Here is a 24,253-nt window from a genome sequence, read left to right as displayed (position 1 = left end):
TGCCGCACCTCGAGTACGTCATCTCCGCCTCCGACGGCCACAGCCTCGCCAACGCCCGCCGCACCACCGACGAGGCGGTGGCGGCCACCGCCGACATCGCGAAGCTCGCCCACGACGCCGGCGGGCGCTGCGAAGCGATCATCGCGGTGGCGTGGGACTGCCCGTTCGACGGCCGTACCCCGGTCGAGCGCACGGTCGAGGTCGCGCGCCGGGCCGTCGAGCTCGGAGCCGACCAGCTCTGCCTCGGCGACACGATCGGCACCACCGTGCCCGGCCGGGTGGTGGAGCTGGTGGAGGCCGTCCGCGCGGCCTGCCCCGGCGTCGAGGTCGGCGTGCACTTCCACGACACGCGCGGCTCCGGCATCGCCTGCGTGCTGGCCGCCGTCCAGATCGGCGTCACGCAGATCGACGCGTCGGTCGGCGGCCTCGGCGGCTGCCCGTTCGCGCCCGGGGCCAGCGGGAACATCGCCACCGAGGAGGTCGTGTACCTGCTGGAGGAATCGGGCGTGCCCACCGGGCTCGATCTCGGCCGCGTCCTGGAGGCCGCGGCGGTCGTCGAGCGGGCGGTCGGACATCCGCTGGGGAGCAGCCTCTACCGGGCGGGCGGACCGTCCCGTCCGCTCCCCCGACCGGTCTGACCTGGGGCGACGCCGTACGCGCCGCGGTGGAACAGCAACGGGAGCCGCGCCCCGTCGGCGTCGAGGTCGTGCACGCGTCCGAGGACGATGGTGTGGTCCCCGCCGTCGTACTCCTCGGCCAGCGAGCAGTCGACCCAGGCGCACGCGCCGTCCAGGACGGGCGCCCCGGACGGGCCTGCCGCCCACGCGACCCCCGCGAACTTGTCGGTGCCCGAGCGGGCGAACGCGGCGGACAGGTCCTCGTGGTGGTCGGCCAGCACGTTCACGCAGAAGCGCCCGACCTCGCGGATCCGCGGCCACGTCGACGACGTCCGCGCGGGCGCGAAGCTGACCAGCGGCGGATCGAGGGACAGCGACGCGAAGGACTGGCACGTGAACCCGATCGGCCCGTCCGGCGTCGCCGCAGTGACCACGACGATCCCGCTGGCGAAGTGGCCCAGCACCTCCCGCATCCGCGCCGGCCCGACCGTCGCGTCCAGTGTCGCGTCATCCATGCCGACCGACGGTAGGAGCGCGTCCGGCCCTGCGATATCCGCTGCTCGCAGCGCTGCTCCGCAGCCTGCGGATAGCTCGGGGGCCGCGGCGGATCGTAGCGTCCGACCATGACAGAGCCCGGTGACATCAGCCGCCTCCCCGCCACGCGGTCCGTCCAGCAGGCCGTCGCGGCGATCGCGGCCGGCGCGATGGTCGTCGTCGTCGACGACGCCGACCGCGAGGACGAGGGCGACCTGATCCTGGCCGCCGCGACGGTCACCACCGAGCAGGTGGCGTTCGTCGTCCGACACACCACGGGCATCCTGTGCGCGCCGATGTCGGCCGAGCGTGCCGACGCGCTGCGCCTGCCGCCGATGGTCGCCGAGCGCGACAACGCCGACGCCCACGGCACGGCGTTCACCGTCACCGTCGACCACCGCGACAGCGGCACCGGTGTGGCGGCCGCCGACCGGGCGCGCACCCTGCGCGCGCTCGCCGACCCGGCCACGACCCCCGAGGAGCTGCGACGTCCGGGGCACGTCTTCCCGCTCCGGGGCCGGGACGGCGGCGTCCTGGTGCGGGCCGGGCACACCGAGGCCGCCCTGGACCTGATGGCCCTCGCCGGCCGGGGACCGGTGGCCGTCATCGGTGAGATCGTCGCCCCCGACGGATCGATGTCCCGGGGCGAGCAGCTCCGGGCGTTCGCCGCCGAGCACGGGCTGCCCGTCCTCGCCATCGCGGACCTGGTCCGCTACCGGCGCGCGACGGAGTGCCTGGTCGAGCACGTCGCCACGTCGCACATGCCCACGGTGTTCGGCGACTTCCGGGCCGTGGCCTACCGCTCCACCCTCGACGGCACCGAGCACCTCGCCATCGTCCTCGGGGACCTCGCCGCGGCGGGCGACTCCGAGCGCGGGGCTCTCGTGCGGGTGCACAGCGAGTGCCTGACCGGCGACATCCTGGGTTCGCTGCGCTGCGACTGTGGCGGCCAGCTCGAGCAGGCCCTGAAGGCGATCGCGGACGAGGGCTGCGGAGCGGTCGTGTACCTGCGGGGGCACGAGGGGCGCGGGATCGGACTGGCCCACAAGATCCGCGCGTACGCCCTGCAGGAGCAGGGCCTCGACACGGTCGACGCCAACACCGCGCAGGGCCTGCCCGTCGACTCCCGCAGCTACGGCACCGGCGCGCAGATCCTCGCCGACCTGGGCGTGCGCCGGATCCGGCTGATCACCAACAACCCCGCGAAGTACGGCGGGCTCGGCGGGCACGGGCTCCACATCGTGGACCGGGTGGCGATGCCGGCCGTCGAGAACCCGCACAACCTCCGGTACCTGCGGACCAAGCAGGACCGGATGGGCCACCAGGCCCCGGGTCAGTCCATCGTGAACGGGTCGTAGCGGATGCGGTCGAGCGGCGTGCCCGCCACCAGCATCCGGCTCACCGTGGCGCGGATCATCGACGGTGAGCCGCAGACCAGCACGTCGTGGTCGGCCCACGCCCCGTACCGGGTGACGACGTCGGCGAGGGTGCCGCGCTCGGCGCCGGACGCCGACTCGTCCTTCTCCACCACCGGGATGACGTCGAGCCACGTGTTGCTGTAGGAGAGCTTGCGCAGCGCGCCGAAGTCGTAGAGGTCCTCCCACGTGCGCCCGCCGACGAAGACCTGCGTCCTGGGCGGGTTCGGGCGGTTGGTGAGGTCCTCCAGCAGCGCCTTGACGGGCGCCGTTCCGGTGCCGCCGGCCACCATCAGCACCTCGCGGTCGGACGCGGGGTCGATGTGCATGCGGCCCATGGGCGGCCCGATCCGCCAGGTGTCACCGACGCGGGAGTGGGCCACCAGCGCCCGGCTGACCCAGCCGCTGTCGACGGCGCGGACGTGGAACTCCAGCACGCCGTCGGGGCGGGGGGCGTTGGCCGGCGACAGGTAGCGCCACAGGCGCGGGCGCTGCGGAGTCTCGACGCTGACGTACTGCCCGGCCCGGTACGGGATCGGCTCACTGGCCTGGACGGTGATGGTGGCGAGGTCCCAGCTCAGGCGCTGGTGGCCGACCACCCGGCCGAGCCACGAGGCCGGGCCGCGCTCGGCCTGGGCCGCGGTGCGCATAGCGCTGGCGACCACGCCGTACGCGTAGGTCCATGCCCCCTTGACCTCGGGGGTCCACGCGTCGCCCGAGAAGTGGCCGATGGCGGCGATCAGGGCGCCGCCGACGGCGTCGTAGTGCTGGGAGAGGACGCCGAACTTGCGGTGGTCGCGGCCCAGCTGCCGAAGGAACGGGACGAGCTCCTCGCGCTGGTCGACCATCTGCACGACGTGGACGAGCGCCCGGAGCAGCCGGCTGCGCTGTACCTCCATGTTGACGGGGAACAGGTCCCGCGTCTCCGGCGCCGTGCTGAACAGCGTGGCGTAGAAGTGCCGTCCGAGCTCCTCCGACTGCGGCTCCACGAGGGCGAAGCTGGTGCGGATGATCTCGACCAGCCCGGACGCCTTACCGCGGGACTCACCGACATCGGGAAGGTCGGCGGTGAGCAACTGTTCAGCGGTCATCGACGGCCGACTCTCTCTCCTCGGGGCGCGTGCAGGGCTCACCCAACGGGGAAGGGGCGGCCCTGACCGGTGAGCTTAGCGCGCGCCGTCGCCCCCCATGGCCACCCGGGCGTCCGGATGGCACGGTAGGGGTGTGGCCCTCCGTCGTTCCTCGCACGTCCCAGCCCCTGTCGGAGCCCGTGGTGCCGTTCGTCGCACCGTTCCCCTCGCGGCCGGTGCCGAGCCCCGTCGCTGCTCCGAACGGGTGCAACCCGGTTCGTCCGGTGAACACACTCTGCAGTGTTCATTCGGCTCAGTGGATCGCGCGAACCGTTTCTACGCCGATCAGGTCCGGGATCGGATACTCCCTGCCATGATCGAGTTCGTGGCGAGGATGGAGATGGTGTTCGTGGCGTCCTCCGACGCGCACGGCGAGTGCGACGCGTCCCTGCGGGCCGGTCCCCCCGGGTTCCTGCAGGTCGTCGACGAGCGGACGCTCGCCTATCCCGAGTACCGCGGCAACGGGGTGCACGCGAGCCTCGGCAACATCTCGGAGAACGGCCACGTCGGGCTCCTGATGGTCGACTTCGTGGACGACCTGATCGGCCTGCACGTCAACGGCGCGGCGCGGATCGTCACCGACGAGGCGTTCCGGGCCGCCCACCGCGGTCGGCGCGTCGACGCCGTGGCGGGACCGCGGGCGGAGCGCTGGGTCGTGGTCGACGTCGAGGAGGCCTACATCCACTGCCGCAAGCACATCCCGCGCATGCAGCGGGTCACGCAGCGGCGGGCCTGGGGCACCGACGACCCCCGCCGCAAGGGCGGCGACTACTTCGCCGCCAAGGGCACGCCGCCGAGCGTGCCGCGGGCGCGTCGCCGGTTCCCCAGCACCACCCATCTCGGCGCGGGCCTCTCGTCGCGCACGCTGCGCTGAGACCCAGGACCGTCACGTCCGCGTTACGTCCGCGTCACGTCCATGCGCACCCCCTACCCCCGCCGGCGCGCGGAGCGGACGATCCGCACCCCGAGCGTGAGCCAGCCGAGCAGGGCCAGGGCGAGCCAGACGATCACCACGAGCACCCGCAGCCCGGTCACCGCGACCACGGCGTACACCGCCAGGCACACGCCGGTGGCGATCCAGGTGAACCGCAGTGGCCCGTCGGTGCGCAGGGCGGCCCGCACCACCGGCCGCGTCCCGGCCGGCAGGTCGCGCACGGTCAACCAGGCCAGCGCGGCGCTGGCCAGCAGGATCGCGGCGGCGGTGATGCGAGCGGACCAGGACGGTTCCGTGCCCGAACCGCTGAAGACCGCGATGACGGTGGCGACGGCCAGCCACATCCGCAGCCGCCACGACAGCTGCCACAGCACGGCGGTGACGGTCTGCAGCACCTGCGGCATCGACGGGTCCATCGTGCCCGCGTCGACGAGCCCCGCCAACGCGCGGGCGGGCCGGTGCGACCGGGCGTCGAGGACGGCGAGGTCGTGCCGGGCGGCGGCGTGCTGCGGGTCGAGCCGCAGCACCTCGGCGTAGGACGCGCGGGCCGTCCGCCTGTCCCCGAGATCGCTGGCGACGTCGGCCAGCAGGAAGTGGGACGCGGCGGAGTTCGGGGCGAGCGCCACGAGCCGGTGCGCCACCGTCATGGCGTCGGTGAGGCGCCCGGCCCGCTGCAGCACCCGCGCGTAACCGGTGGCGGCGTAGGGCTCCTCCGGCGCGAGCGACACCGCGGTGTAGCCGGCCTGCACGGCCTCGTGATGGCGGCCCATGTAGGACAGCAGCAGCCCGCGGAGCCGGTGGACGCGCTCGTCCTGCGGCGCGGCGGCCGTGGCGGCGTCCGCGGCGGCGAGGCCCTCGGCGTGGCGCCCGGCGCCCAGCAGCACCGCCGCCAGCGCCACGAGCAGCGTCGCGTCCTGTGGCTCGGCCGCGAGGGCCGTACGGGCCTCCCGCTCGGCGTCGTCGAAGCGCCCGAGCTCGCGCAGGTACTCGACGCGCTGCGCGGCCGTACTCACAACTTCTTGTTCTTCCGCAGGTAGGCGGCCAGGTCGTCGTAGCTCCCGTCGGCGTTGCCGAACGCCGTGACGGTGCGGGCGGTGCTGAACCACGGCCCGGTGCTCGGCCGGATCTCGCGCACGGCCGCCTCCAGGTCGGCCGTGGTCAGCGGGCGCAGCTGCCCCGCCCGCATCGACGCTGCGAGCCCGCGTTCGGCGGCGGTGGTGCAGACGTGGGCGAGATCGGCGCCCGAGAAATGCTCCGTGGCCCGCACGATCTTGTCGACGTCGATCTGCGCCACCGGCCGGTCGCGCAGGTGGTAGCGCAGGATCGACGCGCGCGCCGCGGCGTCGGGCGGCAGCACGAGCAGCATCCGGTCGAACCGGCCCGGGCGGCGCAGCGCGTTGTCGACGTCCCACGGATGGTTGGTGGCGCCCAGCACGAACACGCCGTCTCCTGCGCCGCCGAGGGAGTCCATCTCACTGAGCAGCTGGTTGACGACGTTGCGCATGCTGGTGGAGTGCGCGAGGTGCGAGCGCTTCTGGCCCAGCGCGTCGATCTCGTCGAGGAACAGCACGCAGGGGGCGTTGCGGCGGGCGGCGTCGAAGATCTGGGAGAGGTTGCGCTCGCTGGCGCCGACGTACATGTCGAGGACGTCGGAGATGCCGACGTTGTAGAACCGTGCGCCGAGCTCGCCGGCCACGGCGCGGGCGAGGAACGTCTTGCCGCACCCGGGCGGCCCGTACAGCAGCAGGCCGCCGGCCAGGGTCTTCCCGAACGCCTTCGCCAGTTGCGGGTTGCGCATCGGGCCGAGGAACGCCAGCTCCAGGCGCTCCTTGACCTGCTCCATGCCCCCGACGTCGGCGAGCGTGACGGTGGGCCGCTCGATGTCCTCGATGGTGGGCGCGGGCGCGGGATCCTCGACGTGGGCGAACTCGGGCGGCTCGATGTCCGCCACCTGCTCCTCGGCGCTCGTCCAGTCGAACACCGGCGGCTCGGGAGTGGAGATCGCCGAGGTCAGCCGATGGAGCAGCGCCAGCGCGGCCGGGTTCGCTGCATCATGGGTGATGGCCTGCGTGCAGTGCGCCAGGGCCTCGGGGAGGCGGCCGCGGTCGGCGAGCAGCTCCGCCACGTGCAGCCGGAGAGGCACGTCGCCGGGGGCCGCCTCGACGGCCGAGAGCAGGCTGGTGAGCAGCGCGTCGTCAGGCATCGGGTCCAGTATCCCGATCCGGTGAGATTCGGCCAGCTTGAGCGGAACACACTCAACTTTACTGACGTTGGTACGGGCAGAGAGCACGATGGAGCTCGAGAGACAACGCAGGAGGACCCACCGGTGGACTCGTTCAACCCCACCACGAAGACCCAGCAGGCCATCTCCGCCGCCGTGCAGGCGGCGGCCCTGGCCGGCAACCCCGACGTCGGGCCCACCCACCTTCTGGGAGCCCTGCTGGCCCAGGGCGACGGCATCGCCGCGCCCCTGCTGGCCGCCGTCGGCGCCGACGCGTCCGCCGTCCGCGCCGACCTGACGCAGCTGGGCAACCGGCTGCCCTCCGCCGCCGGTGCCACGGTCGGTGCCCCCCAGCTGTCCCGCGAGTCCCTCACCGCCATCCAGTCCGCCCAGCAGCTCGCCACCGAGATGGGCGACGAGTACGTCTCCACCGAGCACCTGCTCGTCGGTCTGGCGTCCGCGCCCGGTCCGGTGGCCGATCTCCTCAAGCGCCACGGCGCCACGCCCGACACGCTGCGTGAGGCGTTCAGCAAGGTCCGGGGGTCGAGCCGGGTCACGAGCCCGGATCCCGAGGGCACCTACCAGGCGCTGGAGAAGTACGGCGTCGACCTCACCGAGCGCGCGCGCAAGGGCGAGCTCGACCCCGTCATCGGGCGCGACACCGAGATCCGTCGCGTCGTGCAAGTGCTCTCGCGCCGCACGAAGAACAACCCGGTGCTGATCGGCGAGCCCGGCGTCGGCAAGACCGCCATCGTCGAGGGGCTCGCCCAGCGGGTGATCGCGGGTGACGTGCCCGAGTCGTTGCGCGGCAAGCGCGTGATCTCCCTCGACCTCGGGTCGATGGTGGCCGGCGCCAAGTACCGCGGCGAGTTCGAGGAGCGGCTCAAGGCCGTGCTCAAGGACATCACCGACTCCGAAGGCCAGGTCATCACGTTCATCGACGAGCTGCACACCATCGTCGGCGCGGGCGCGTCCGGCGAGGGTGCGATGGACGCCGGCAACATGATCAAGCCGATGCTGGCCCGCGGTGAGCTGCGGCTCGTCGGCGCCACCACGCTCGACGAGTACCGCCAGCGCATCGAGAAGGACCCCGCGCTGGAGCGCCGTTTCCAGCAGGTCTACGTGGGCGAGCCGTCCGTCGAGGACACGATCGGCATCCTGCGCGGGCTCAAGGAGCGCTACGAGGTGCACCACGGCGTCCGCATCACCGACGCCGCGTTGGTCGCCGCCGCCACGTTGTCCGACCGTTACATCACCGCGCGCTTCCTGCCCGACAAGGCCATCGACCTCGTCGACGAGGCCGGCTCGCGGCTGCGCATGGAGATCGACTCGCGGCCCGTCGAGATCGACACCGTCGAGCGTTCCGTGCGCCGGCTGGAGATCGAGGAGATGGCGCTGGCCAAGGAGTCCGACGCCGCGTCGGTCGACCGGCTGGCCGCCCTGCGCGCCGAGCTGGCCGAGAAGAAGGAGGAGCTCTCCGCGCTCACGGCCCGCTGGCAGAACGAGCGGGGCGCGATCGAGGGCGTCCGCGAGCTGAAGGAGCAGCTGGAGAACCTGCGCGGGGAGTCCGAGCGCGCCGAGCGCGACGGCGACCTGGGCAAGGCCGCCGAGCTGCGCTACGGCCGCATCCCGGAGCTGGAGAAGAAGCTCGCGGCCGCGCCGTCGTCCACGGGCGAGGACCTCATGCTCAAGGAGGAAGTCGGCCCCGACGACGTCGCCGACGTCGTCAGCGCGTGGACCGGCATCCCCGCCGGCCGCATGCTCGAGGGCGAGACGGCCAAGCTCCTGCGCATGGAGGACGAGCTCGGCAAGCGCGTCGTCGGCCAGAGCGAGGCCGTGCGGGCCGTCTCCGACGCCGTGCGCCGCGCCCGGGCGGGCATCGCCGACGAGAACCGGCCGACGGGCTCGTTCCTGTTCCTCGGCCCCACCGGCGTCGGCAAGACCGAGCTGGCCAAGGCGCTGGCGGGGTTCCTGTTCGACGACGAGCGCGCGATGGTGCGCATCGACATGAGCGAGTACTCCGAGAAGCACTCGGTCGCTCGGCTCGTCGGTGCCCCTCCCGGTTACGTCGGCTACGACCAGGGCGGCCAGCTCACCGAGGCCGTGCGGCGCCGCCCGTACACGGTGGTGCTGTTCGACGAGGTGGAGAAGGCCCACCCCGACGTCTTCGACACGCTGCTGCAGGTGCTCGACGACGGCCGGCTCACCGACGGCCAGGGCCGCACGGTCGACTTCCGCAACACGATCCTGGTGCTGACGTCGAACCTCGGCTCGCAGTCGATCACCGACCCGAGCCTGGACGACCGCGGCCGCCGCGACGCGGTGATGGCGATCGTGCAGCGGCACTTCAAGCCGGAGTTCCTCAACCGGCTCGACGACGTGGTGGTGTTCCACGCACTGTCCACGAGCGAGCTGACGCACATCGTTGACATCCAGCTCGACGTCCTGCGAGCGAGGCTCGCCAAGCGGCGCCTGACGCTGCAGGTCTCCGACGCGGGCCGCGAGTGGCTGGCGATGAACGGGTTCGACCCGGTCTACGGGGCGCGCCCGCTGCGCCGGCTGGTGCAGTCCTCCATCGGCGACCAGCTCGCCAAGGAGCTGCTGTCCGGTGACGTCCGCGAGGGCGACACGGTGCGGGTCGACCTCGATCCGAACGCGGGCGGCGGCATGGGTGGCCTGATCGTGGGCCGGGCCCTCCCGGTCACGCTGTAGCCCCAAGCCCCGCGAGTCGGGGTCTCCATGCCCGCGAGTCGGGGTCTCCGTGCGATCGAGTCGCGGTCCTGGTGCGACGTCTCTCCCGAGGCGGTTCGCATCCAGGCCGCGACTCGGTCGCATCCAGACCCCGACTCGCGCACGTTCAGGCCCCGACTCGCGGGATTGATCGTTCGGGTGATCGTGGCGTTCCCCGTGATCGGGGTGCTCCGGGTCTAGGCTCCCGCCCGTGGGCCTCTCGTCGACGACCTGGTTCGTCATCGCGGTCATCGCGCTGCTGCTCGGCGCTGCGCTGCTGTTCTTCGACCGTTCGCGCGGTGGGGGTGGCAGCTCGGTCAAGGACCGGCGCCGGTGGGCCGCCATGCGCGGATGGGAGTTCCTCGACACCGATCCGGTCCTGCCCAGCCGCTGGCGCTACGGCACCATCCACCAGGGCGGCCCGGGCGTGGCCCGCAACCTGATCAGCGGCGACGTCCCCACCCCGGACGGCCCGCGCCAGGCCTACGTGTTCGACCACGAGCAGGCGGGCCGGCTGAACTCCGTCCTCGTCGCCGTGCAGGTGCAGGGCCAGCTGCCCGCAGCCGTCGAGCTGCGGCTGCCGTCGGCCCCGCTGCCCGACGACGCCGGGCTCGACCTGCTGGAGCCCGTCGGTGAGCGCTACGCGTTCGTCTCCGACGCCGAGGCGGTCCGCCCGCTGCTCACCCCGCGACTGGCCGACGCCAGCGACGCGGTCGGCGACGACGTCGAGCTGCTGTGGGCCGAGGAGTCCTGGGTGCTGGCCACGGCCCCGCTCGACTCCACGCCCGAGCGCCTGCAGGACCTCCTCGCCGACCTCGCCGAGGTGGCCACCGCGCTGGAGCAGGGCCAGAACGCCCGCCACCGCCTGGACAAGTGAACCCGATCCCCCGCGAGCGACCGCTCCGACCCGGGCACTGCCCGCGCCGCCCGTCCGCACGGCTCATTAAGGTCTAGCGATGCCCACCGCCCTGATCACCGGAGCCACCGCGGGCATCGGTGCCGCCTTCGTCCGCCGTCTCGCCGCCGACGGCCGCGATCTCGTGCTCGTCGCCCGCAACCGTGAGCGGCTCGACGCCATGGCCGCGGAGGCGCGCCGGCGCGGGGTCGACGTCGAGGTCATCTCCGCCGACCTCGCCGACCCCGGGGACCGCGCGCGGGTGGCGGCGCGGCTGTCCGACCCCGACGTCGCCCCCGTCGACCTGCTCGTCAACAACGCGGGGCTCGCGACGCACGGTGAGTTCCTCGAGATCGCCCCGGACGCACTGGCCCACCAGCTCGACGTCAACGTCGCGGCGGTGCTGCAGCTGACGAGGGCGGTGCTGCCGGGCATGGTCGACCGCGGCCGGGGGGCCGTCGTCAACGTGTCCAGCGTCGCCGGGTTCCTCCCGGGGCGCGGGTCCACCTACTCGGCGGACAAGGCGTGGGTCACCACGTTCACCGAGGGGATCGCCGCATCGCTGGCGGGCACCGGCGTGCGCGCGATGGCGCTGTGCCCCGGTTACGTCCGTACGGAGTTCCACGAGCGTGCCGGCATCGACGTCGGTGGGCGGACCGGACCGCTGTGGCTCGACGCCGCACGCCTGGTCGACGACTGCCTGGCCGACCTGGCCAAGGGAAGGACGGTGTCGGTGCCGAGCCTGCAGTACAAGGCGATCGTCGCGGTGGCGGACCTGCTGCCCCGCGCGCTGCTGCGACGGCTCGCGGCACTCGGCGGACGGGAGCGGACATGAGCGCGCACGGGGACCGCGAGGAGCTCGCGGCGCTGGTCCGGGAGCTCGGCGTGGTGCACGGCAAGGTCACGCTCTCCTCGGGGGCCGATGCCGACTACTACGTGGACCTGCGCCGCGTCACGCTGGAGCACCGGGCCGCGCCCCTGCTCGGACGCCTGCTGCGGGTGCTCACCGCCGACTGGGACTACGACGCCGTCGGCGGCCTGACGCTCGGCGCCGACCCGGTGGCCGCGGCCGTCCTGCACGCGGCGGCCGCCGAGGGCCCGGACGCCCCCCCGGTGGACGCCTTCGTGGTCCGCAAGGCCACCAAGCAGCACGGGATGCAGCGGCTCATCGAGGGCCCGGACATCAGCGGACGCCGGGTGCTGGTCGTCGAGGACACCTCCACGACCGGGGCGTCCCCGCTCACGGCCGTCCGGGCCGCACGCGACGCCGGCGCCACCGTCGTCGGCGTGGCCACCGTGGTGGACCGCGAGACCGGAGCCCGCGAGGTGATCGAGAACGAGGGCGTCCCGTACCGCGCGTTGCTCGGACTGGCGGACCTGGGATTGGGCTGATCGCCCGAGTCCGGCGCCCCCCGTCGAGACGAAACCTGCTCGCAACCGATTTGGCCCATTCCCGACGCTGGTCCGTACCGCATACTCGACCATCACGGACCGGTCACGGCGGGAGGTCGGATGGCGCTCCGAGCTGGCGGTGCACGCATCTCCACGTGGTGGGGGCTGGCGGTCGTCGCCGTCCTCCTCGCCGGGTGCGGAGCCGCACCCGAGTACACCTACGTCACGAACTCCAGTGCGCAGACGTACGTGAAGGTCCCCCGGACCTGGCAGCCGATCGACAACAAGGCCCTCGAGGGGGCGTTCGGTCTCGACCCGGCCTTCTCCGCCGCTGACCAGGGGTTCTGGATCGCCGGCTACGACGCCGACGCCGCCCCGTCGGCGGCGCACCTGCTCGGCATCGACGCCGCCGTCCCCGCGGTGCTGGTCGCGGTGAAGGACAACCCCGCGAGCACGCAGGGCCAGTTCTCGCTCGACAAGATGCGGGACCTGTTCTTCCCCGTCTCCCCCATGGGACGCCAGCAGGCCGCGGCCGATCCGACGTCCTCGGCGCTGAGCGACTTCTCGTTGTTCACCGACGACGTGCTCACCCCGGGCAAGGGCGTGCACGGCGTGCACGTCGTCTACCGGTACAGCTTCGCCGGCGGGCCGCCGCAGATGCTCGACCAGACCGTCTACGTCAACGACGACGCCAGCAAGCTCTACATGTTCTTGGTGCGGTGCTCCACGGAGTGCTACATGCAGCGCCAGAAGGAGATCAGCACCGTGGTCTCCTCCTTCACCGTGCGGGAGAAGTGATGACCACTGCGGTCGAGAGCACCCCAGCGCCCGAAGGCCTGACCCCGCCGGACGAGCCGCCCCACGGCAAGAAGGAGGCCACGCGCAAGCCCATGTCGATCTGGGCGCGCGGCCGGCTGGTCGCGCTGTTCGTGCTCGCGTGGTTCGTGATCGTCTGGGCCTCGATGGCCGACGACCCGATCCTGCCGTTCCGCGACGCCGCGATCATCCAGCTCTACGACTCGCAGTGGCTGCTGTGGCTCACCGGCGCCGAGGTCCTGCGGCAGATCCACTTCTTCGTCAGCGAGAAGTCGGCCGGCTACCACGGCTTCTGGACGCGACGGGTGTTCGGCGGCACCGACCGGGCGCTGCGCAGACGGTTCTCCGACTGGACACGCTTCCGGCTGGCCCGCGTGATCAAGGTCGTGCTCGTCCTGGTGCTGGTGGCCGTGGTCGCCGGGCAGATCCTCGAGACCTCGCCGGTGCTCGCGATCTTCCAGGCGCCCGCGCTGCTCTACCAGGCGCTGCCGATGATCGCGCAGCTCGCGTTCGCGTTCTTCTTCGTGGCGTTCCAGTTCATCGGGCTGTTCTGGCTGCTGTCCCGGGGTGGCGTGGACACCTACTACCCCGACGACATCACCACCCGCTTCAAGGACGTCTGGGGCCAGGACCACGTCGTGGACCGGGTGAAGGAGAACATCGTCTTCCTGGAGAACCCCGACGAGATCGAGGCCAAGGGCGGCTACGTGCCGTCGGGTCTACTGCTGTGGGGCCCGCCCGGCACCGGCAAGACGCTGATGGCCGAGGCCGTGGCCGGGGAGACCGGCAAGCCCTACGTGTTCGTCGACCCCGGCGCGTTCACGAACATGTTCATGGGTGTGGGCATCCTCAAGGTCAAGTCGCTGTTCCGGAAGCTGCGCAAGCTCGCGCTGCGCTACGGCGGCGTGATCGTCTTCTTCGACGAGGCCGACGCGCTCGGCAACCGCGGCGCGCTGGCCCAGACCGGGCCGGGCGGTGGCCCGCGCGGCATGGCGGCACCGTTCCAGAGCGCCGGCTGCCACGGCTTCTCCTACCTCTCCGGCGACACCCGATCCCTGTTGACGCGCGAGGCGATGCAGCAGGACGGCTTCGTCATGGGCGGCGGGATGAACGGCGGCGGCGGTGGCGGCATGGGCACCCTGCAGGCGCTGCTCACCGAGCTGTCGGGCCTGAAGAAGCCCCGCGGCATCGTCAACCGCATCGGACGACGGATCATCGGGATGCGGCCGAAGCCGCCGCCCAAGTACCGGATCCTGGTCATGATGGCCACGAACATGCCCGAGGCCCTCGACGAGGCGCTGCTGCGCCCGGGCCGCATCGACCGGATCTACCGCGTCGGCTACCCGAGCAAGGCCGGCCGCGTCCGCACCTACGAGGGCTACTTCGACAAGGTCGAGCACGAGCTCGACGACGAGCAGCTCGACAAGCTCGCCACGATCACGCCCTACGCCACCGGCGCCACGATCAAGGACCTCGTCAACGAGGCGCTGATCATCGCCATCCGCGACGGGCGGGAGATCATCACGTGGAAGGACGTGATGAAGGCGAAGCAGCTCAAGGACCTCGGCCCGCCCGAGGACGTCGAGTACATCGAGCGCGAGCGGCACGCCGTGGCCGTGCACGAGGCCTGCCACGCCGTGGTCGCGTTCCGCACGCGCCGGCACATGGAGATCGACCTCGCCACCATCGAGAAGGGCAGCGACTACCTCGGCATGGTGGCCAGCATCCCGCCGGAGGACCAGTTCACGCGCTGGCGCTCGGAGTACGAGGCCGACATCCTCGTCTCGCTCGCGTCGCTGGCCGGCGAGCGGATGTTCTTCGACGGCGACTCCTCGTCCGGTGTCTCGGGCGACCTCGAGTCGGCCACCGCGGTGGCGTCGTTCATGGAGGGCTACTGGGGCATGGGCTCCACCGTGTCGTCCTACTCGACCGCGCGGCGGCTCGAGGTCGGCAGCCCGGGCGGGGGCCGGGGAGGTCCGCCGAAGGGCGAGAGCACGGAGAAGGTGCTGAAGGCGGCGCTCGCCGACCGCATCGAGGAGCAGCTCTCGATCCTCCTGGGCCGGGCCGAGGCGATCCTGCACGACAACCGGGCCGGTGTGCTTGCCATCGCGCACGCGCTGGAGACGCACAAGACGCTGACCGGTGACGACATCGAGGCGGTGCTGGAGGGCCGCGAGGGCCTGACGGTGGACGGCTCCGCGTACAACGACCCGGCGTTCGTCGCGAGCCTGGAGGAGTACCACGCCGCGGCCGTCGGGGCGCACCGTGGCCACTCGCCGGTCTCGTTGTCCCTGCCGTCGGGCGGGCACCTACGTCGGGAGGCCGATGTGGCCGCGGCCTCGGTGCCGCAGGATTCCGAGGGGGTGCACGGCCCGGCGTGACGTACGGGAGCGCCCTGACGGGGGCGGCGGTTCCGTGCGGTCGACGGTGATCACGGGTGGTCGGGCCGACCGGTGATCGGCGCTCGCCGCACGTCCGCGCCCTGTCGAGGGCCGGGACGTGCGGTCCGTAGGGATCTCGGGCGGCAGGGCATCATCGCGACGTGAGCGGCGACGAACACGACGCGGACGACAACGGCGCGGATGGCACGGGCGCCGACGGGACGGGCGCGGGTCGGTCGGACCCGGACGGCGAGCCGCCGGCCGGACCCAGTGAGTGGGCCGTGCCCGGGCAGGTGGGCGTCGGGCCGTGGGTCGGGCCCCGGCCCGACGACGCCCGCTACGACCCCGACCTGCTCGACCACGGCGACACCCGCAACGTGGTGGACGCCTACCGCTACTGGCGCCGGGAGGCGGTGGCCGCCGATCTGGCCGCCCGCGCGCATCCGTTCCACGTGGCCATCGAGAACTTCGGCCACGACCACAACATCGGCACGGTGGTGCGCACGGCCAACGCGTTCGGGGCGGCGGGTGTGCACATCGTGGGACGGCGGCGCTGGAACCGGCGCGGCGCGATGGTGACCGACCGCTACCTCGACGTGCGCCACCACGACGACGTGACGGCCCTGTTCGTGTTCGCCGCCGAGCGCGGCCTCGCGGTGGTGGCCGTGGACAACACCCCGGGTGCGCGGCCGCTGGAGACCGCGGCGCTGCCCCGGGAGTGCGTGCTGCTGTTCGGGCAGGAGGGCCCCGGGGTGACCGGGGAGGCCCGGGCGGCCGCAGCCATGACCGTGTCGATCGCGCAGTTCGGCTCCACCCGCTCGATCAACGCCGGCGTCGCGGCGGGGATCGCCATGCACGCGTGGATCCGGCTGCACGCCGACCTCTCGACGGCCTGGTGATCAGCTGCAGAAGGCGCAGGGGCGATCCTCCCCGGGCGTGACCACCAGGTCCTCGTCGGGCACCACCAGCAACGCCGGCACCGGCGGCCGGTCGGGCATCCGGTAGAGGTCGTTGGCCGCGAACAGCCAGTGCTCCGACTCCGGGAACGCGAGCAGGTGCACCTCGCCGCTGGGGATGCGGACCTTCTCGCCCGCGCGCAGCCGCCGGCCCGAGCGCACCACCTCGCCCAGGTCGTTGAGCACCGTGGCCGCCGTGGCCTGCGACGTGGCGAACAGGATGAGCTCCGGGTGGGCGAACCCCGAGAGCCCGACGGTGTAGACGAACGGCGGCGCCTCGCCATCGCCGTCGATGTCATAGGTGCCGAGCACGGCCTGCAGCGCCCAGCCGTGGCGGCGGATGGTCTCCCGCTGCCAGGCGTCGTACTGGTCGACCTGGTGGGTGAAACGTTCGGGGCTCTCCATGGCCCGCACGTTATGGGGAGGCACCGACAGTTTCGCGCTCCTAGAGTCCGGGCTGTGGATCGACAGACGCTCGTGTTCGACGCCGACGACACCCTCTGGGAGAACAACGTCCTGTTCGAACGGGTGGTCGAGAGCTATCTCGACTGGCTCGCCCACCCCACCCTCGACCGTTCGGCGATCCGCGCGGTCCTCGACGACGTGGAGCGGGCCAACGTCCCCGTCCACGGCTACGGCAGCGCGAGCTTCCTGCGCAGCCTGCACGACGCGTTCGAGAAGCTCAGCGAGCGCCCGGCCACCGAGGCGGAGCGGGCCGAGATCACGGATCTGGCGTCCGCGCTGGTGAACCACGAGGTGGAGCTGGTGCCGGGCGTTGCGGAGACGCTCGCCGAGCTCGGCACCCGCCACGACCTCCTGCTCCTGACGAAGGGTGCGCAGAAGGAGCAGCAGCGCAAGATCGACGCCTCGAACCTCGCCCACCACTTCCGCAGCGTCCACATCGTGGCGGAGAAGCGGGTACCGACCTACCGCTCCCTCATCACCGAGCAGGGCCTGACGCCCGCGTCGACGTGGATGATCGGCAACTCGCCGGCGTCGGACATCGTGCCCGCCCGCGCGGTCGGCATGGGCGCCGTCTTCATCCCCAACGCCCACACGTGGGTGCTGGAGCACGACGAGGTTCCCGCGGACGTGCTCACGTTGGAGCGCTTCCCGGACCTCCTCCACCACTTCTGACGACTCGCGCACGCGAAACCGCCGACTCGCGCGCGTGGAACCGCCGACTCGCGCGCGTGGAACCGCCGACTCGCGGGGTCAGCTGCGGGCGAGGCGGTACTCCGCCAGCCGCTCCATCACGTCCGCACCCACCTTGCTCGGGTGGCCGGCGTCGAAGGGCGGCTGGGGGTCGTACTCGACGAACACCTGCGCGGCCTGGGCCGCGAGGTCGTCCACCAGCAGCGACACGAGCCGGATGGCCATGTCGATGCCCGAGGACACCCCGGCCGCGGTGATGATCCGTTCGTCCAGGTGCTCCACCACCCGCTCGCTCACGGGCGTCGCGCCGAGCTTCTCCAGCGCGTCGAACGCGCCCCAGTGGGTGGTGGCGGTGAGGCCGTCGAGCAGGCCCGCGGCGGCCAGCACGAGGGAGCCGGTGCAGACCGACGTGGTGAACCGCGTGGTCGGGTGGGCCGTGCGGACCCAGCGCACCAGCGGGGTGTCGTCCAGCAGGGCCCGGGTGCCGATGCCGCCCGGCACCACCACGACGTCCGGGGCAGGCAGATCGTCGAACGTGGCGTCGACGGTGAGCCCGAGCATGCCGTTCTCGGTGCGGATCTGGCCGCGCTCGGCGCCCACGAACGTCACGTCGATCGACGGGATGCGCTGCAGCACCTCGTAGGGCCCGATCGCGTCGAGCGCGGTCATGCGGGGGAACAGCGGGATGGCGACCTGCACGGTCATGTCCTTCCGGTGGTGGAGAAGTGGCGGCGGTAGTGGTCGGGGGCGATGCCGAGGCGGCGCAGGAACGCGCGGCGCAGGGTCTCCGCGGTGCCGAAGCCGACGCGGGTCGCGGCGACGGACACCAGCACGGGCTCCGACTCGAGCAGTCGCCGGGCGGCGTCCACGCGCACCTGCTCGACGTAGTCGCCGGGCGGGGTGCCGAGCAGGCGGGTGAACTCGCGGCTGAAGTGCCGCTCGCTCATGCCGACGGCGGCGGCGAGTACGGGAACGCGCAGGTCGGCGGCGGGGTCGGCGTGGATGAGGTCCTGCGCCGCGCGGACGGACGGCCGGGGTGCCGGCTGGACACCCACCGCAGGCCCGGCGAACTGGCTCTGCCCTCCCGGCCTGCGTAGCAGGACCACGAGCTCGCGGGCCACGAGCTGGGCGGTGGCGGCGTCGTGGTCGGCCTCGACGAGGGCGAGCGCCAGGTCGATGCCCGCCGTGACGCCCGCGGAGCTCCAGAACCGGCCTGCCGCAGGTGGATGGAGTCGGGTCGCACGTCGACGGCGGGGAACTCCCGTGCGAGCTCGGCGGCGTACCGCCAGTGGGTGGTGGCGGCCAGGTCGTCGAGCAGGCCGGTGGCGGCCAGCGGGAACGCCCCGGTGCACACCGACGCGACCCGCCCGGCCCGTACGGCCGCGCGGCGCAGCCAGCCGACGAACTCGGCGTCGTGGGCGATCCGCCGGGCGCCCGCCCCGCCCGGGACGAGCAGGGTGTCGATCGTCCCGGACTCGGGCAGGGCGGTGTCCGCGACGAGCTGCAGACCGCTGGTGGCCCGGACGGCCCCGGGGGCGGCGGCGACGGTCGTCATCCGGTAGCCCGGGCCGCTGACCAGCGCGGACGCGGTGGCGAACACCTCGTGCGGCCCGACCGCGTCGAGCGGCTGGATGCCTTCGAAGATCGGCATGACGACGTGGTGGGTCACGACGTCCAGCCTGGTGACGCGGGGGTTTGGCGTCAATGACGGGTGTCCCACGGATTCAGCCACGCCCGAGTGTTGGCAGACTGTCCCGGTGGCTGCCGCGGACATCGACTGGTCGGCGCGCGCGGGTATCGCCGAGCACGCCGTCCTGCGACGTCATCTCCGTCGGATCGGCGGCGTCGTACCGGGCACCCGCATCGCCCGGGTCCGCTGGCCGCGCCGCGTGCCGGTGTTGCCCTACCCGTGGCACTACTGGTGGCAGGCGCATCTTCTGGACTGCCTCGTGGACGCGCAGCGGCGCGATCCGTCCGACCGCCGAGCGAAGATCATCGGCGCCGCCGTGCGCAGCATGCGGCTGCGCAACCTGGGTTCGTGGACCAACCGCTACTACGACGACGTCGCGTGGCTGGGGCTCACGCTGCAGCGAGCGGGCGGGCTCGCCCGCGGCAGCCACGGGCCGGCGCTCGCGGCCATCACCGAGCAGCTGCACGACGGCTGGACCGAGGAGGCCGGTGGCGGGATCTGGTGGCGTCGCGGCGACGTGGTGAAGAACGCCCCCGCCAACGGCCCGGCCGCCATCCTGCTGGCCCGTGACGGCCAGGTCGAATTCGCCGCGGCCGTCACCGACTGGATCACCGACACGCTGGTGGACCCCGACACGGGCCTCGTCCGCGACGGCATCCGGGTCGGCCCGGACGGCGGCGTCGCCGAGGTGGACAAGCGGATCTTCACCTACTGCCAGGGCGTGTACCTGGGTGCGTGCGTGGAGCTGGCCACCCGTGACGGGCACGTCCGGTGGGGCGACCAGGCCGTCGCGCTCGTGGACGCCGTGACCCAGCGGCTGGCCCGCGCGGACGGGGTGCTGCCGGGCTGCGGGGGCGGCGACGGCGGCCTGTTCGCGGGGATCCTGGCCCGCTACCTGACCGAGGCGGCGCTGCGCAGGCCCGAGCTCACCGACGCCGCGTCGCGGCTGGTCATCGCGAGCGCCGAGGCGGCGTGGAGCGGGCGCGCCGAGGTGCGGGGCGGCCCGGTGTTCTCGGCCGACTGGGGTCGGCCCGCCGCCGAGCCGCGGAAGGGCACGCCGGAGGCCGACCTGTCGGTGCAGCTGTCGGGCTGGATGCTGCTGGAGGCCGCGGCCACCCTGCAGCGCGCGCGTTAGGCGGTGTGCGCGCCCGGCTTACGGCGGGCCCGCACGAGCTCGATGATGATCGGCAGGATCGAGACGAGCACCACGAGGATCAGGATCAGCTCGATGTTGTTCTTCACGAAGTCGAACTGGCCGAGCACCGCGCCGAGCAGGGTGACCCCGGAGGCCCAGGCCACGCCGCCGATCAGCGAGTAGGTGAGGTAGCGCTTGGCGTCCATCTGGCCCACGCCCGCCATCACGGTGATGAACGTGCGGACCACCGGCACGAACCGGCCGAGCGCGATGGCCCGGTTGCCGTACTTGTCGAAGAAGCCCTGCGTCTTCGCTACGTGCTGCGGCTTGAACAGCCGGGACCTCGGCTTGTCGAAGATCGCCGGTCCGGCGGCACGTCCGATGTAGTAGCCGCAGACGTTGCCCGCGAAAGCCGCGACCGTCAGCACGATGCAGACCAGCCACAGCGGCGCGCCGATGCCGGTGGAGACGGCGAACAGGCCCGCCGTGAACAGCAGGGAGTCGCCGGGGAGGAAGAACCCGAGCAGCAGCCCGCACTCGGCGAAGATGATGAGAGCCAGGCCGACGAGGGCCCACGGCCCCAGCCAGTCGATGATGACGGAGGGGTTGAGCCACTCCGGGCCGAGTGCGAGGGTGGTCGTCACGGTCAGCCACGGTACCGGGCAGGTCTGTGAGCCGGCTGAGCGCAGTCAGCCGAGCGGCGGCAGCAGCCCCGGCACCAGCAGGGACAGCAACGCGAGCAGCAGCCCGAGGACCACACCCGCCAGCAGCGCGGTGAGCAGCGCGGACCGGACGGACATGCCGCCGGGAGCGCTCGTGGTGACCGGCCCCGGACGCCCGGCCCCGGTGGCGCGCGCCCGCAGCGCCTCGGCCACCCGCCGCTCCGACTCGTCCGCGCTCATCTCGCCTCCGCGTAAGTGAGGACGTCGGCGGTGCTCATCGGCCGGCACCCGGGTTCATGACCCGGCCGACCGCGTCGAGCGCGCGGCTGGCCGTGGACTTCACCGTGCCGCGCGTGATGCCGGTGGCCTCGGCGATCTCGGCCTCCGACAGCCCCCCGTAGTAGCGCAGCACCAGCACCTCGCGCTGGCGCGGTGGCAGGGTGGCCAGCGCGTCGACGACGGCCTGGTGCTCGGCCGTGAGCATGGCCAGCGACTCGGCGGAACGGGCGTTGACCTGGTGCGGGGGCACGTAGTCGCGGGCCGTGCGCCGGCGCCGCAGCACCGAGCGCGACCCGTTGACGACGGCCGCGCGGAGGTAGCCGATGGCGGCCTCCTCGTCACGCAGCCCCGACCAGTGGCGGTGCAGGCCGGCGAACGCCTCCTGCACGACGTCCTCGGCCGTGTTGGGGTCGTCCACCAGCAGGACGGCGAGGCGGACCATGCGCATCCGGTGGTCGCGGTAGAGGTCGGCCAGGGTGCGCGGGGCCGCCGCCACGGCGGGCGCCGGGCGCGCGTCGAGGGCCCTGAGCTTCGTCAGGGTCTGCTCCACGGCGCCACCGGCGTCGGTGCTGTCCCCCACGTCACCGGCCATGGGGCGATCGTATCGGGGTCCCGGTACGGGATACTGACGGGCGCCAGTCCGCCAAAGGAGGGTCAGACCGTGCCGATCGCCACGCCCGAGATCTACAACGAGATGCTGGACAAGGCCAAGAGCGGTGAGTTCGCCTACCCGGCGATCAACGTGACGGGCACCGAGTCCCTCAACGCCGCGCTGCGCGGCTTCGCCGAGGCGGGGAGCGACGGCATCGTCCAGGTCTCCACCGGTGGGGCGGAGTTCCTGTCGGGCACGCGCGTCAAGGACATGGTCACCGGCGCCTCGGCGCTGGCGGAGTTCGCGCACGTCGTGGCGGCGAAGTACCCGGTCAACATCGCGCTGCACACCGACCACTGCCCCAAGGACAAGCTCGACAGCTACGTGCGCCCGCTGATCGCGATCAGCCAGGAGCGCGTGGACCGCGGTGAGAACCCGCTGTTCCAGTCGCACATGTGGGACGGCTCCGCCACCGAGCTGCACGAGAACCTGGGCATCGCGGCCGAGCTGCTCGACCTCGCCGTCAAGGCGAAGATCGTGCTGGAGATCGAGATCGGCGTCGTCGGCGGCGAGGAGGACGGCGTCGACAACGAGATCAACGACAAGCTCTACACCTCGGCCGGCGACTACGAGGCCACCGTCGAGGCACTCGGCGCCGGCGAGAAGGGCCGCTACCTGCTCGCGGCCACGTTCGGCAACGTGCACGGCGTCTACAAGCCGGGCAACGTCAAGCTGCGCCCGGAGATCCTCAAGCAGGGCCAGGAGGTCGCCTCGTCGAAGCTCGGGCTGGCCGCCGGTTCGAAGCCGTTCGACCTGGTGTTCCACGGTGGCTCGGGCTCGCTGATCGAGGAGATCCACGAGGCGCTGGGCTACGGCGTCGTGAAGATGAACGTCGACACCGACACGCAGTACGCCTTCACCCGGCCGATTGCGGCACACATGTTCACCAACTACGACGGTGTGCTCAAGGTGGACGGTGAGGTCGGCAACAAGAAGACCTACGACCCCCGCTCCTACCTCAAGGCCGCCGAGCTGGGCATGGCCGAGCGCGTGACGCTGGCCTGCGAGAACCTGAAGTCGACGGGCACCAGCCTCGGCGCCTGACGGCACCCGTGCGCGGATATCGGTGCTGGAGCACCGATATCCGCGCACGACCCGTCACGTGCTGGACGCTGCGTAGATCTCGCCGACGGCCCGGTCGAGCAGGGCGTCGAACTCCCCGGCGCTCTGCTCGGCGCGCAGGCCCTCGGTGAGCGCGCGGGAGAAGCTGGCGATCACGCCGGGGTTGCGGGCCAGGCGTTCGTCGGCCTCGGCGCGGCTGTAGCCGCCCGACAGCGCCACCACCCGCAGCACCTTCGGGTGCTCGACGAAACCCCGGTAGAAGCCGTCCTCGGTGGGGATGGAGAGCTTGAGCATCACCTGCCGGCCATCGGGCAGCCGGTCGAGGTGCCCGGCGATCGCGTCGCGCAGCAGGTGCTCGGCCTCGGCCTTGTCGTCGGCGGTGATGTCCACCTCGGGCTCGAGGATCGGCACCAGCCCGGCGTCGAGGATCTGGTCGCCGATGGCGAACTGCTGCTCGACGACCGCCTCGACGCCGGCCCTGTCGGCCTTCTTCACGAACGAGCGCATCTTGGTGCCGAACATCCCCTTCGCGACGCCCGTGGCCAGCAGGGCGTCGAGATCGGGGATGGGCTTCATGAGCTGCGCGCCGTCGGCCTCGTCGGCCAGGCCCTTGTCGACCTTCAGGAACGGCACGATCCCCTTGACGGTCCAGAGGTAGTCGCCGGTGGGGCGGCCCTCGACCTCGCGGTTCATCGTGTCCTCGAACAGGATCGCGCCGAGCACCCGCTCGCCGGTGAACGCCGGACTGGTGATGATCCGCGTGCGCATGGCGTGGACCTGGTCGAACATGGCGTCGCCCTCGGCGGCCTCGACGCCGTACGCGGCCAGGGCCTTCGGTGTGCTCCCACCACTCTGGTCCAGCGCGGCGAAGAAGCCCTTCCCGGAACGGACGCGCTGGAGCTGCTCGCTGTTCATGACGTCATTGTTCCCCCACACCGCTCTCCGCACACGCAGGCGGCAGGATGGGGGCATGACCTCGTTCGGCAACCTGCTCGGCCCCGATCCCACCCTGCTGCCCGTCGACCCGGCCGCCGCGCTGCTGGACGGGGGCAAGGACCCCGCCGAGGTGGCGGCCGCGCACCCGACGTCCAGCATCGCCTGGGCGGTGCTGGCGGAGAACGCGCTCGAAGCGGGGCAGACGATCACCGGCTACGCCTACGCCCGCACCGGCTACCACCGCAGCCTGGACCAGCTGCGCCGCAACGGGTGGAAGGGCTTCGGGCCGGTCCCGTTCGCGCACGAGCCCAACCGGGGCTTCCTGCGCGCGGTCGCCGCCCTGCACAAGGCGGCCGTGGCCATCGGCGAGACCGACGAGGCCGAGCGCACCCTGAACCTCCTCGACGACTCCGACCCAGCGGCCCGCGCCGCTCTCGGCCTGGCCTGAGCCCCGGGCCCCCCGGCCGGCGGCTGGCCGCCCCGCTCCGGTCGCGGGTCACGCGGCTCCGGGGTTTCCGCACTGCCCACCGCCCGGTGCGCGGTGGCGACCGGTCTCGCCTGGTACGTCGCCGGTGACCTCGTCGGGCCCGCCCGGCCGTTCTTCGCCCCGATCGCGGCAGTCATCTCGCTGGGCGGGTCGCTGACGAGCCGGTTGCGCCGG

General features: G+C 72.6%; 26 protein-coding genes. 14 read left to right on the top strand and 12 right to left on the bottom strand.

Going from position 1 to position 24,253, the window contains the following annotated elements; all coding sequences use genetic code 11:
- A partial coding sequence (locus tag BGP03_RS25075; RefSeq protein WP_299737720.1) for a hydroxymethylglutaryl-CoA lyase occupies window positions 1-638 on the top strand: 638 nt, incomplete at its 5' end.
- On the opposite strand, the gene BGP03_RS25070 is transcribed toward BGP03_RS25075, so the two are convergent.
- Window positions 593-1,132: a flavin reductase family protein gene (locus tag BGP03_RS25070; RefSeq protein WP_296370484.1), complete on the bottom strand. Its 540-nt coding sequence runs from the start codon at window positions 1,130-1,132 to the stop codon at window positions 593-595. The two genes, BGP03_RS25075 and BGP03_RS25070, sit on opposite strands and share 46 nt — an antisense overlap.
- A gap of 108 nt (window positions 1,133-1,240) precedes the next feature.
- Between BGP03_RS25070 and BGP03_RS25065 the strand changes: the two genes are divergently transcribed.
- Window positions 1,241-2,509 carry a bifunctional 3,4-dihydroxy-2-butanone-4-phosphate synthase/GTP cyclohydrolase II gene (locus BGP03_RS25065; protein WP_296370483.1) on the top strand — a complete coding sequence of 423 codons (1,269 nt, stop codon included), beginning with the start codon at window positions 1,241-1,243 and terminating at the stop codon, window positions 2,507-2,509.
- Here the strand turns inward: BGP03_RS25065 and BGP03_RS25060 are convergent.
- Window positions 2,485-3,657 carry a globin domain-containing protein gene (locus BGP03_RS25060; protein ID WP_296370482.1) on the bottom strand — a complete coding sequence of 391 codons (1,173 nt, stop codon included), beginning with the start codon at window positions 3,655-3,657 and terminating at the stop codon, window positions 2,485-2,487. The genes BGP03_RS25065 and BGP03_RS25060 overlap by 25 nt on opposite strands.
- 352 nt (window positions 3,658-4,009) lie before the next feature.
- Between BGP03_RS25060 and BGP03_RS25055 the strand changes: the two genes are divergently transcribed.
- A complete protein-coding gene (locus BGP03_RS25055) occupies window positions 4,010-4,570 on the top strand; it encodes a pyridoxamine 5'-phosphate oxidase family protein (RefSeq protein ID WP_363094447.1) in 561 nt (186 codons plus the stop codon).
- A 53-nt stretch (window positions 4,571-4,623) separates the two neighbouring features.
- On the opposite strand, the gene BGP03_RS25050 is transcribed toward BGP03_RS25055, so the two are convergent.
- Window positions 4,624-5,643 (bottom strand): tetratricopeptide repeat protein, encoded by a 1,020-nt coding sequence (locus tag BGP03_RS25050; protein WP_298797996.1) that lies wholly within the window; start codon window positions 5,641-5,643, stop codon window positions 4,624-4,626.
- The gene (locus BGP03_RS25045; RefSeq protein WP_298797994.1) at window positions 5,640-6,833 is read right to left on the bottom strand and encodes an ATP-binding protein; all 1,194 of its coding nucleotides are present in this window, start codon (window positions 6,831-6,833) and stop codon (window positions 5,640-5,642) included. Before BGP03_RS25045 ends, BGP03_RS25050 begins: the two co-directional genes overlap by 4 nt.
- A 123-nt stretch (window positions 6,834-6,956) precedes the next feature.
- Between BGP03_RS25045 and clpB the strand changes: the two genes are divergently transcribed.
- The 7 genes from clpB to BGP03_RS25010 all read left to right on the top strand — a co-directional run bounded on the left by clpB (window position 6,957) and on the right by BGP03_RS25010 (window position 15,964).
- Window positions 6,957-9,563, top strand: coding sequence for an ATP-dependent chaperone ClpB (clpB, locus tag BGP03_RS25040; RefSeq protein WP_296370478.1), 2,607 nt, complete (start codon window positions 6,957-6,959; stop codon window positions 9,561-9,563).
- A 229-nt stretch (window positions 9,564-9,792) separates the two neighbouring features.
- Entirely contained in the window at window positions 9,793-10,458 is a 666-nt protein-coding gene (locus BGP03_RS25035; protein ID WP_296370477.1) for a hypothetical protein, read from the top strand.
- A 79-nt stretch (window positions 10,459-10,537) separates the two neighbouring features.
- Window positions 10,538-11,311, top strand: coding sequence for an SDR family oxidoreductase (locus tag BGP03_RS25030; RefSeq protein WP_298797991.1), 774 nt, complete (start codon window positions 10,538-10,540; stop codon window positions 11,309-11,311).
- Window positions 11,308-11,868, top strand: coding sequence for an orotate phosphoribosyltransferase (gene pyrE, locus BGP03_RS25025; RefSeq protein WP_296370475.1), 561 nt, complete (start codon window positions 11,308-11,310; stop codon window positions 11,866-11,868). The genes BGP03_RS25030 and pyrE overlap by 4 nt, the downstream gene beginning before the upstream one ends.
- Before the next feature lie 120 nt (window positions 11,869-11,988).
- Window positions 11,989-12,666 carry a hypothetical protein gene (locus BGP03_RS25020; protein WP_296370474.1) on the top strand — a complete coding sequence of 226 codons (678 nt, stop codon included), beginning with the start codon at window positions 11,989-11,991 and terminating at the stop codon, window positions 12,664-12,666.
- Entirely contained in the window at window positions 12,666-15,065 is a 2,400-nt protein-coding gene (locus BGP03_RS25015; protein WP_296370473.1) for an AAA family ATPase, read from the top strand. Before BGP03_RS25020 ends, BGP03_RS25015 begins: the two co-directional genes overlap by 1 nt.
- A 281-nt stretch (window positions 15,066-15,346) precedes the next feature.
- Window positions 15,347-15,964: an RNA methyltransferase gene (locus BGP03_RS25010; protein WP_298798062.1), complete on the top strand. Its 618-nt coding sequence runs from the start codon at window positions 15,347-15,349 to the stop codon at window positions 15,962-15,964.
- On the opposite strand, the gene BGP03_RS25005 is transcribed toward BGP03_RS25010, so the two are convergent.
- On the bottom strand, window positions 15,965-16,426 hold the full coding sequence (locus BGP03_RS25005) for a DUF4262 domain-containing protein (protein WP_296370472.1): 462 nt from the start codon (window positions 16,424-16,426) through the stop codon (window positions 15,965-15,967).
- 54 nt (window positions 16,427-16,480) lie between these two features.
- Between BGP03_RS25005 and BGP03_RS25000 the strand changes: the two genes are divergently transcribed.
- Entirely contained in the window at window positions 16,481-17,158 is a 678-nt protein-coding gene (locus BGP03_RS25000) for an HAD family hydrolase (RefSeq protein WP_363094442.1), read from the top strand.
- Between the two features lie 78 nt (window positions 17,159-17,236).
- On the opposite strand, the gene BGP03_RS24995 is transcribed toward BGP03_RS25000, so the two are convergent.
- The 3 genes from BGP03_RS24995 to BGP03_RS24985 are packed head-to-tail and all read right to left on the bottom strand — an operon-like array spanning window position 17,237 to window position 18,845.
- Window positions 17,237-17,881, bottom strand: a complete 645-nt coding sequence (locus BGP03_RS24995) for a DJ-1/PfpI family protein (RefSeq protein ID WP_296370471.1) — start codon at window positions 17,879-17,881, stop codon at window positions 17,237-17,239.
- Window positions 17,878-18,123 (bottom strand): helix-turn-helix domain-containing protein, encoded by a 246-nt coding sequence (locus tag BGP03_RS24990; protein ID WP_296370470.1) that lies wholly within the window; start codon window positions 18,121-18,123, stop codon window positions 17,878-17,880. Before BGP03_RS24990 ends, BGP03_RS24995 begins: the two co-directional genes overlap by 4 nt.
- The gene (locus tag BGP03_RS24985) at window positions 18,120-18,845 is read right to left on the bottom strand and encodes a DJ-1/PfpI family protein (protein WP_296370469.1); all 726 of its coding nucleotides are present in this window, start codon (window positions 18,843-18,845) and stop codon (window positions 18,120-18,122) included. The genes BGP03_RS24990 and BGP03_RS24985 overlap by 4 nt, the downstream gene beginning before the upstream one ends.
- A gap of 88 nt (window positions 18,846-18,933) precedes the next feature.
- Between BGP03_RS24985 and BGP03_RS24980 the strand changes: the two genes are divergently transcribed.
- Window positions 18,934-20,001 (top strand): glycoside hydrolase family 76 protein, encoded by a 1,068-nt coding sequence (locus BGP03_RS24980; protein ID WP_296370468.1) that lies wholly within the window; start codon window positions 18,934-18,936, stop codon window positions 19,999-20,001.
- On the opposite strand, the gene BGP03_RS24975 is transcribed toward BGP03_RS24980, so the two are convergent.
- Genes BGP03_RS24975 through BGP03_RS24965 form a run of 3 tightly spaced genes read right to left on the bottom strand, consistent with a single transcriptional unit; the run spans window position 19,998 to window position 21,534 of the window.
- Complete coding sequence (locus BGP03_RS24975) at window positions 19,998-20,645, bottom strand: VTT domain-containing protein (RefSeq protein ID WP_296370467.1); 648 nt, start codon at window positions 20,643-20,645, stop codon at window positions 19,998-20,000. The genes BGP03_RS24980 and BGP03_RS24975 overlap by 4 nt on opposite strands.
- Before the next feature lie 45 nt (window positions 20,646-20,690).
- Window positions 20,691-20,903, bottom strand: coding sequence for a hypothetical protein (locus BGP03_RS24970; protein WP_296370466.1), 213 nt, complete (start codon window positions 20,901-20,903; stop codon window positions 20,691-20,693).
- 34 nt (window positions 20,904-20,937) lie between these two features.
- On the bottom strand, window positions 20,938-21,534 hold the full coding sequence (locus tag BGP03_RS24965; protein ID WP_298797986.1) for a SigE family RNA polymerase sigma factor: 597 nt from the start codon (window positions 21,532-21,534) through the stop codon (window positions 20,938-20,940).
- Window positions 21,535-21,603: 69 nt separating this feature from the next.
- Between BGP03_RS24965 and fbaA the strand changes: the two genes are divergently transcribed.
- Window positions 21,604-22,638, top strand: a complete 1,035-nt coding sequence (fbaA, locus tag BGP03_RS24960; RefSeq protein WP_296370464.1) for a class II fructose-bisphosphate aldolase — start codon at window positions 21,604-21,606, stop codon at window positions 22,636-22,638.
- A 54-nt stretch (window positions 22,639-22,692) separates the two neighbouring features.
- Here fbaA and BGP03_RS24955 read toward each other — a convergent pair whose 3' ends face one another.
- Window positions 22,693-23,571, bottom strand: a complete 879-nt coding sequence (locus tag BGP03_RS24955) for a fructose bisphosphate aldolase (protein WP_298797984.1) — start codon at window positions 23,569-23,571, stop codon at window positions 22,693-22,695.
- A gap of 55 nt (window positions 23,572-23,626) precedes the next feature.
- On the opposite strand from BGP03_RS24955, the gene BGP03_RS24950 reads away from it, so the two are divergent.
- Complete coding sequence (locus BGP03_RS24950; protein ID WP_296370462.1) at window positions 23,627-24,040, top strand: DUF3151 domain-containing protein; 414 nt, start codon at window positions 23,627-23,629, stop codon at window positions 24,038-24,040.
- Window positions 24,041-24,253: the final 213 nt, after the last annotated feature.

The organism is Pseudonocardia sp. 73-21 (genome assembly GCF_001899645.1).
Taxonomy (GTDB): domain Bacteria; phylum Actinomycetota; class Actinomycetes; order Mycobacteriales; family Pseudonocardiaceae; genus Pseudonocardia.
Note: the sequence above shows the minus strand (reverse complement) of the source record. Positions and strands in the feature narration are given on the sequence as shown.

What these genes read in the sequence shown, in the direction of transcription:
- BGP03_RS24995 (WP_296370471.1), bottom strand. Translation starts at nt 17,881, where the DNA reads ATGACCGTGCAGGTCGCCATCCCGCTGTTCCCCCGCATGACCGCGCTC.
- BGP03_RS24955 (WP_298797984.1), bottom strand. Translation starts at nt 23,571, where the DNA reads ATGAACAGCGAGCAGCTCCAGCGCGTCCGTTCCGGGAAGGGCTTCTTC.
- BGP03_RS25015 (WP_296370473.1), top strand. Translation starts at nt 12,666, where the DNA reads ATGACCACTGCGGTCGAGAGCACCCCAGCGCCCGAAGGCCTGACCCCG.
- BGP03_RS25020 (WP_296370474.1), top strand. Translation starts at nt 11,989, where the DNA reads ATGGCGCTCCGAGCTGGCGGTGCACGCATCTCCACGTGGTGGGGGCTG.
- pyrE (WP_296370475.1), top strand. Translation starts at nt 11,308, where the DNA reads ATGAGCGCGCACGGGGACCGCGAGGAGCTCGCGGCGCTGGTCCGGGAG.
- BGP03_RS25060 (WP_296370482.1), bottom strand. Translation starts at nt 3,657, where the DNA reads ATGACCGCTGAACAGTTGCTCACCGCCGACCTTCCCGATGTCGGTGAG.
- BGP03_RS25005 (WP_296370472.1), bottom strand. Translation starts at nt 16,426, where the DNA reads ATGGAGAGCCCCGAACGTTTCACCCACCAGGTCGACCAGTACGACGCC.
- BGP03_RS24990 (WP_296370470.1), bottom strand. Translation starts at nt 18,123, where the DNA reads ATGAGCGAGCGGCACTTCAGCCGCGAGTTCACCCGCCTGCTCGGCACC.
- BGP03_RS25030 (WP_298797991.1), top strand. Translation starts at nt 10,538, where the DNA reads ATGCCCACCGCCCTGATCACCGGAGCCACCGCGGGCATCGGTGCCGCC.
- BGP03_RS24970 (WP_296370466.1), bottom strand. Translation starts at nt 20,903, where the DNA reads ATGAGCGCGGACGAGTCGGAGCGGCGGGTGGCCGAGGCGCTGCGGGCG.
- BGP03_RS25045 (WP_298797994.1), bottom strand. Translation starts at nt 6,833, where the DNA reads ATGCCTGACGACGCGCTGCTCACCAGCCTGCTCTCGGCCGTCGAGGCG.
- BGP03_RS25055 (WP_363094447.1), top strand. Translation starts at nt 4,010, where the DNA reads ATGATCGAGTTCGTGGCGAGGATGGAGATGGTGTTCGTGGCGTCCTCC.
- BGP03_RS25070 (WP_296370484.1), bottom strand. Translation starts at nt 1,132, where the DNA reads ATGGATGACGCGACACTGGACGCGACGGTCGGGCCGGCGCGGATGCGG.
- BGP03_RS24965 (WP_298797986.1), bottom strand. Translation starts at nt 21,534, where the DNA reads ATGGCCGGTGACGTGGGGGACAGCACCGACGCCGGTGGCGCCGTGGAG.
- BGP03_RS25065 (WP_296370483.1), top strand. Translation starts at nt 1,241, where the DNA reads ATGACAGAGCCCGGTGACATCAGCCGCCTCCCCGCCACGCGGTCCGTC.
- BGP03_RS24950 (WP_296370462.1), top strand. Translation starts at nt 23,627, where the DNA reads ATGACCTCGTTCGGCAACCTGCTCGGCCCCGATCCCACCCTGCTGCCC.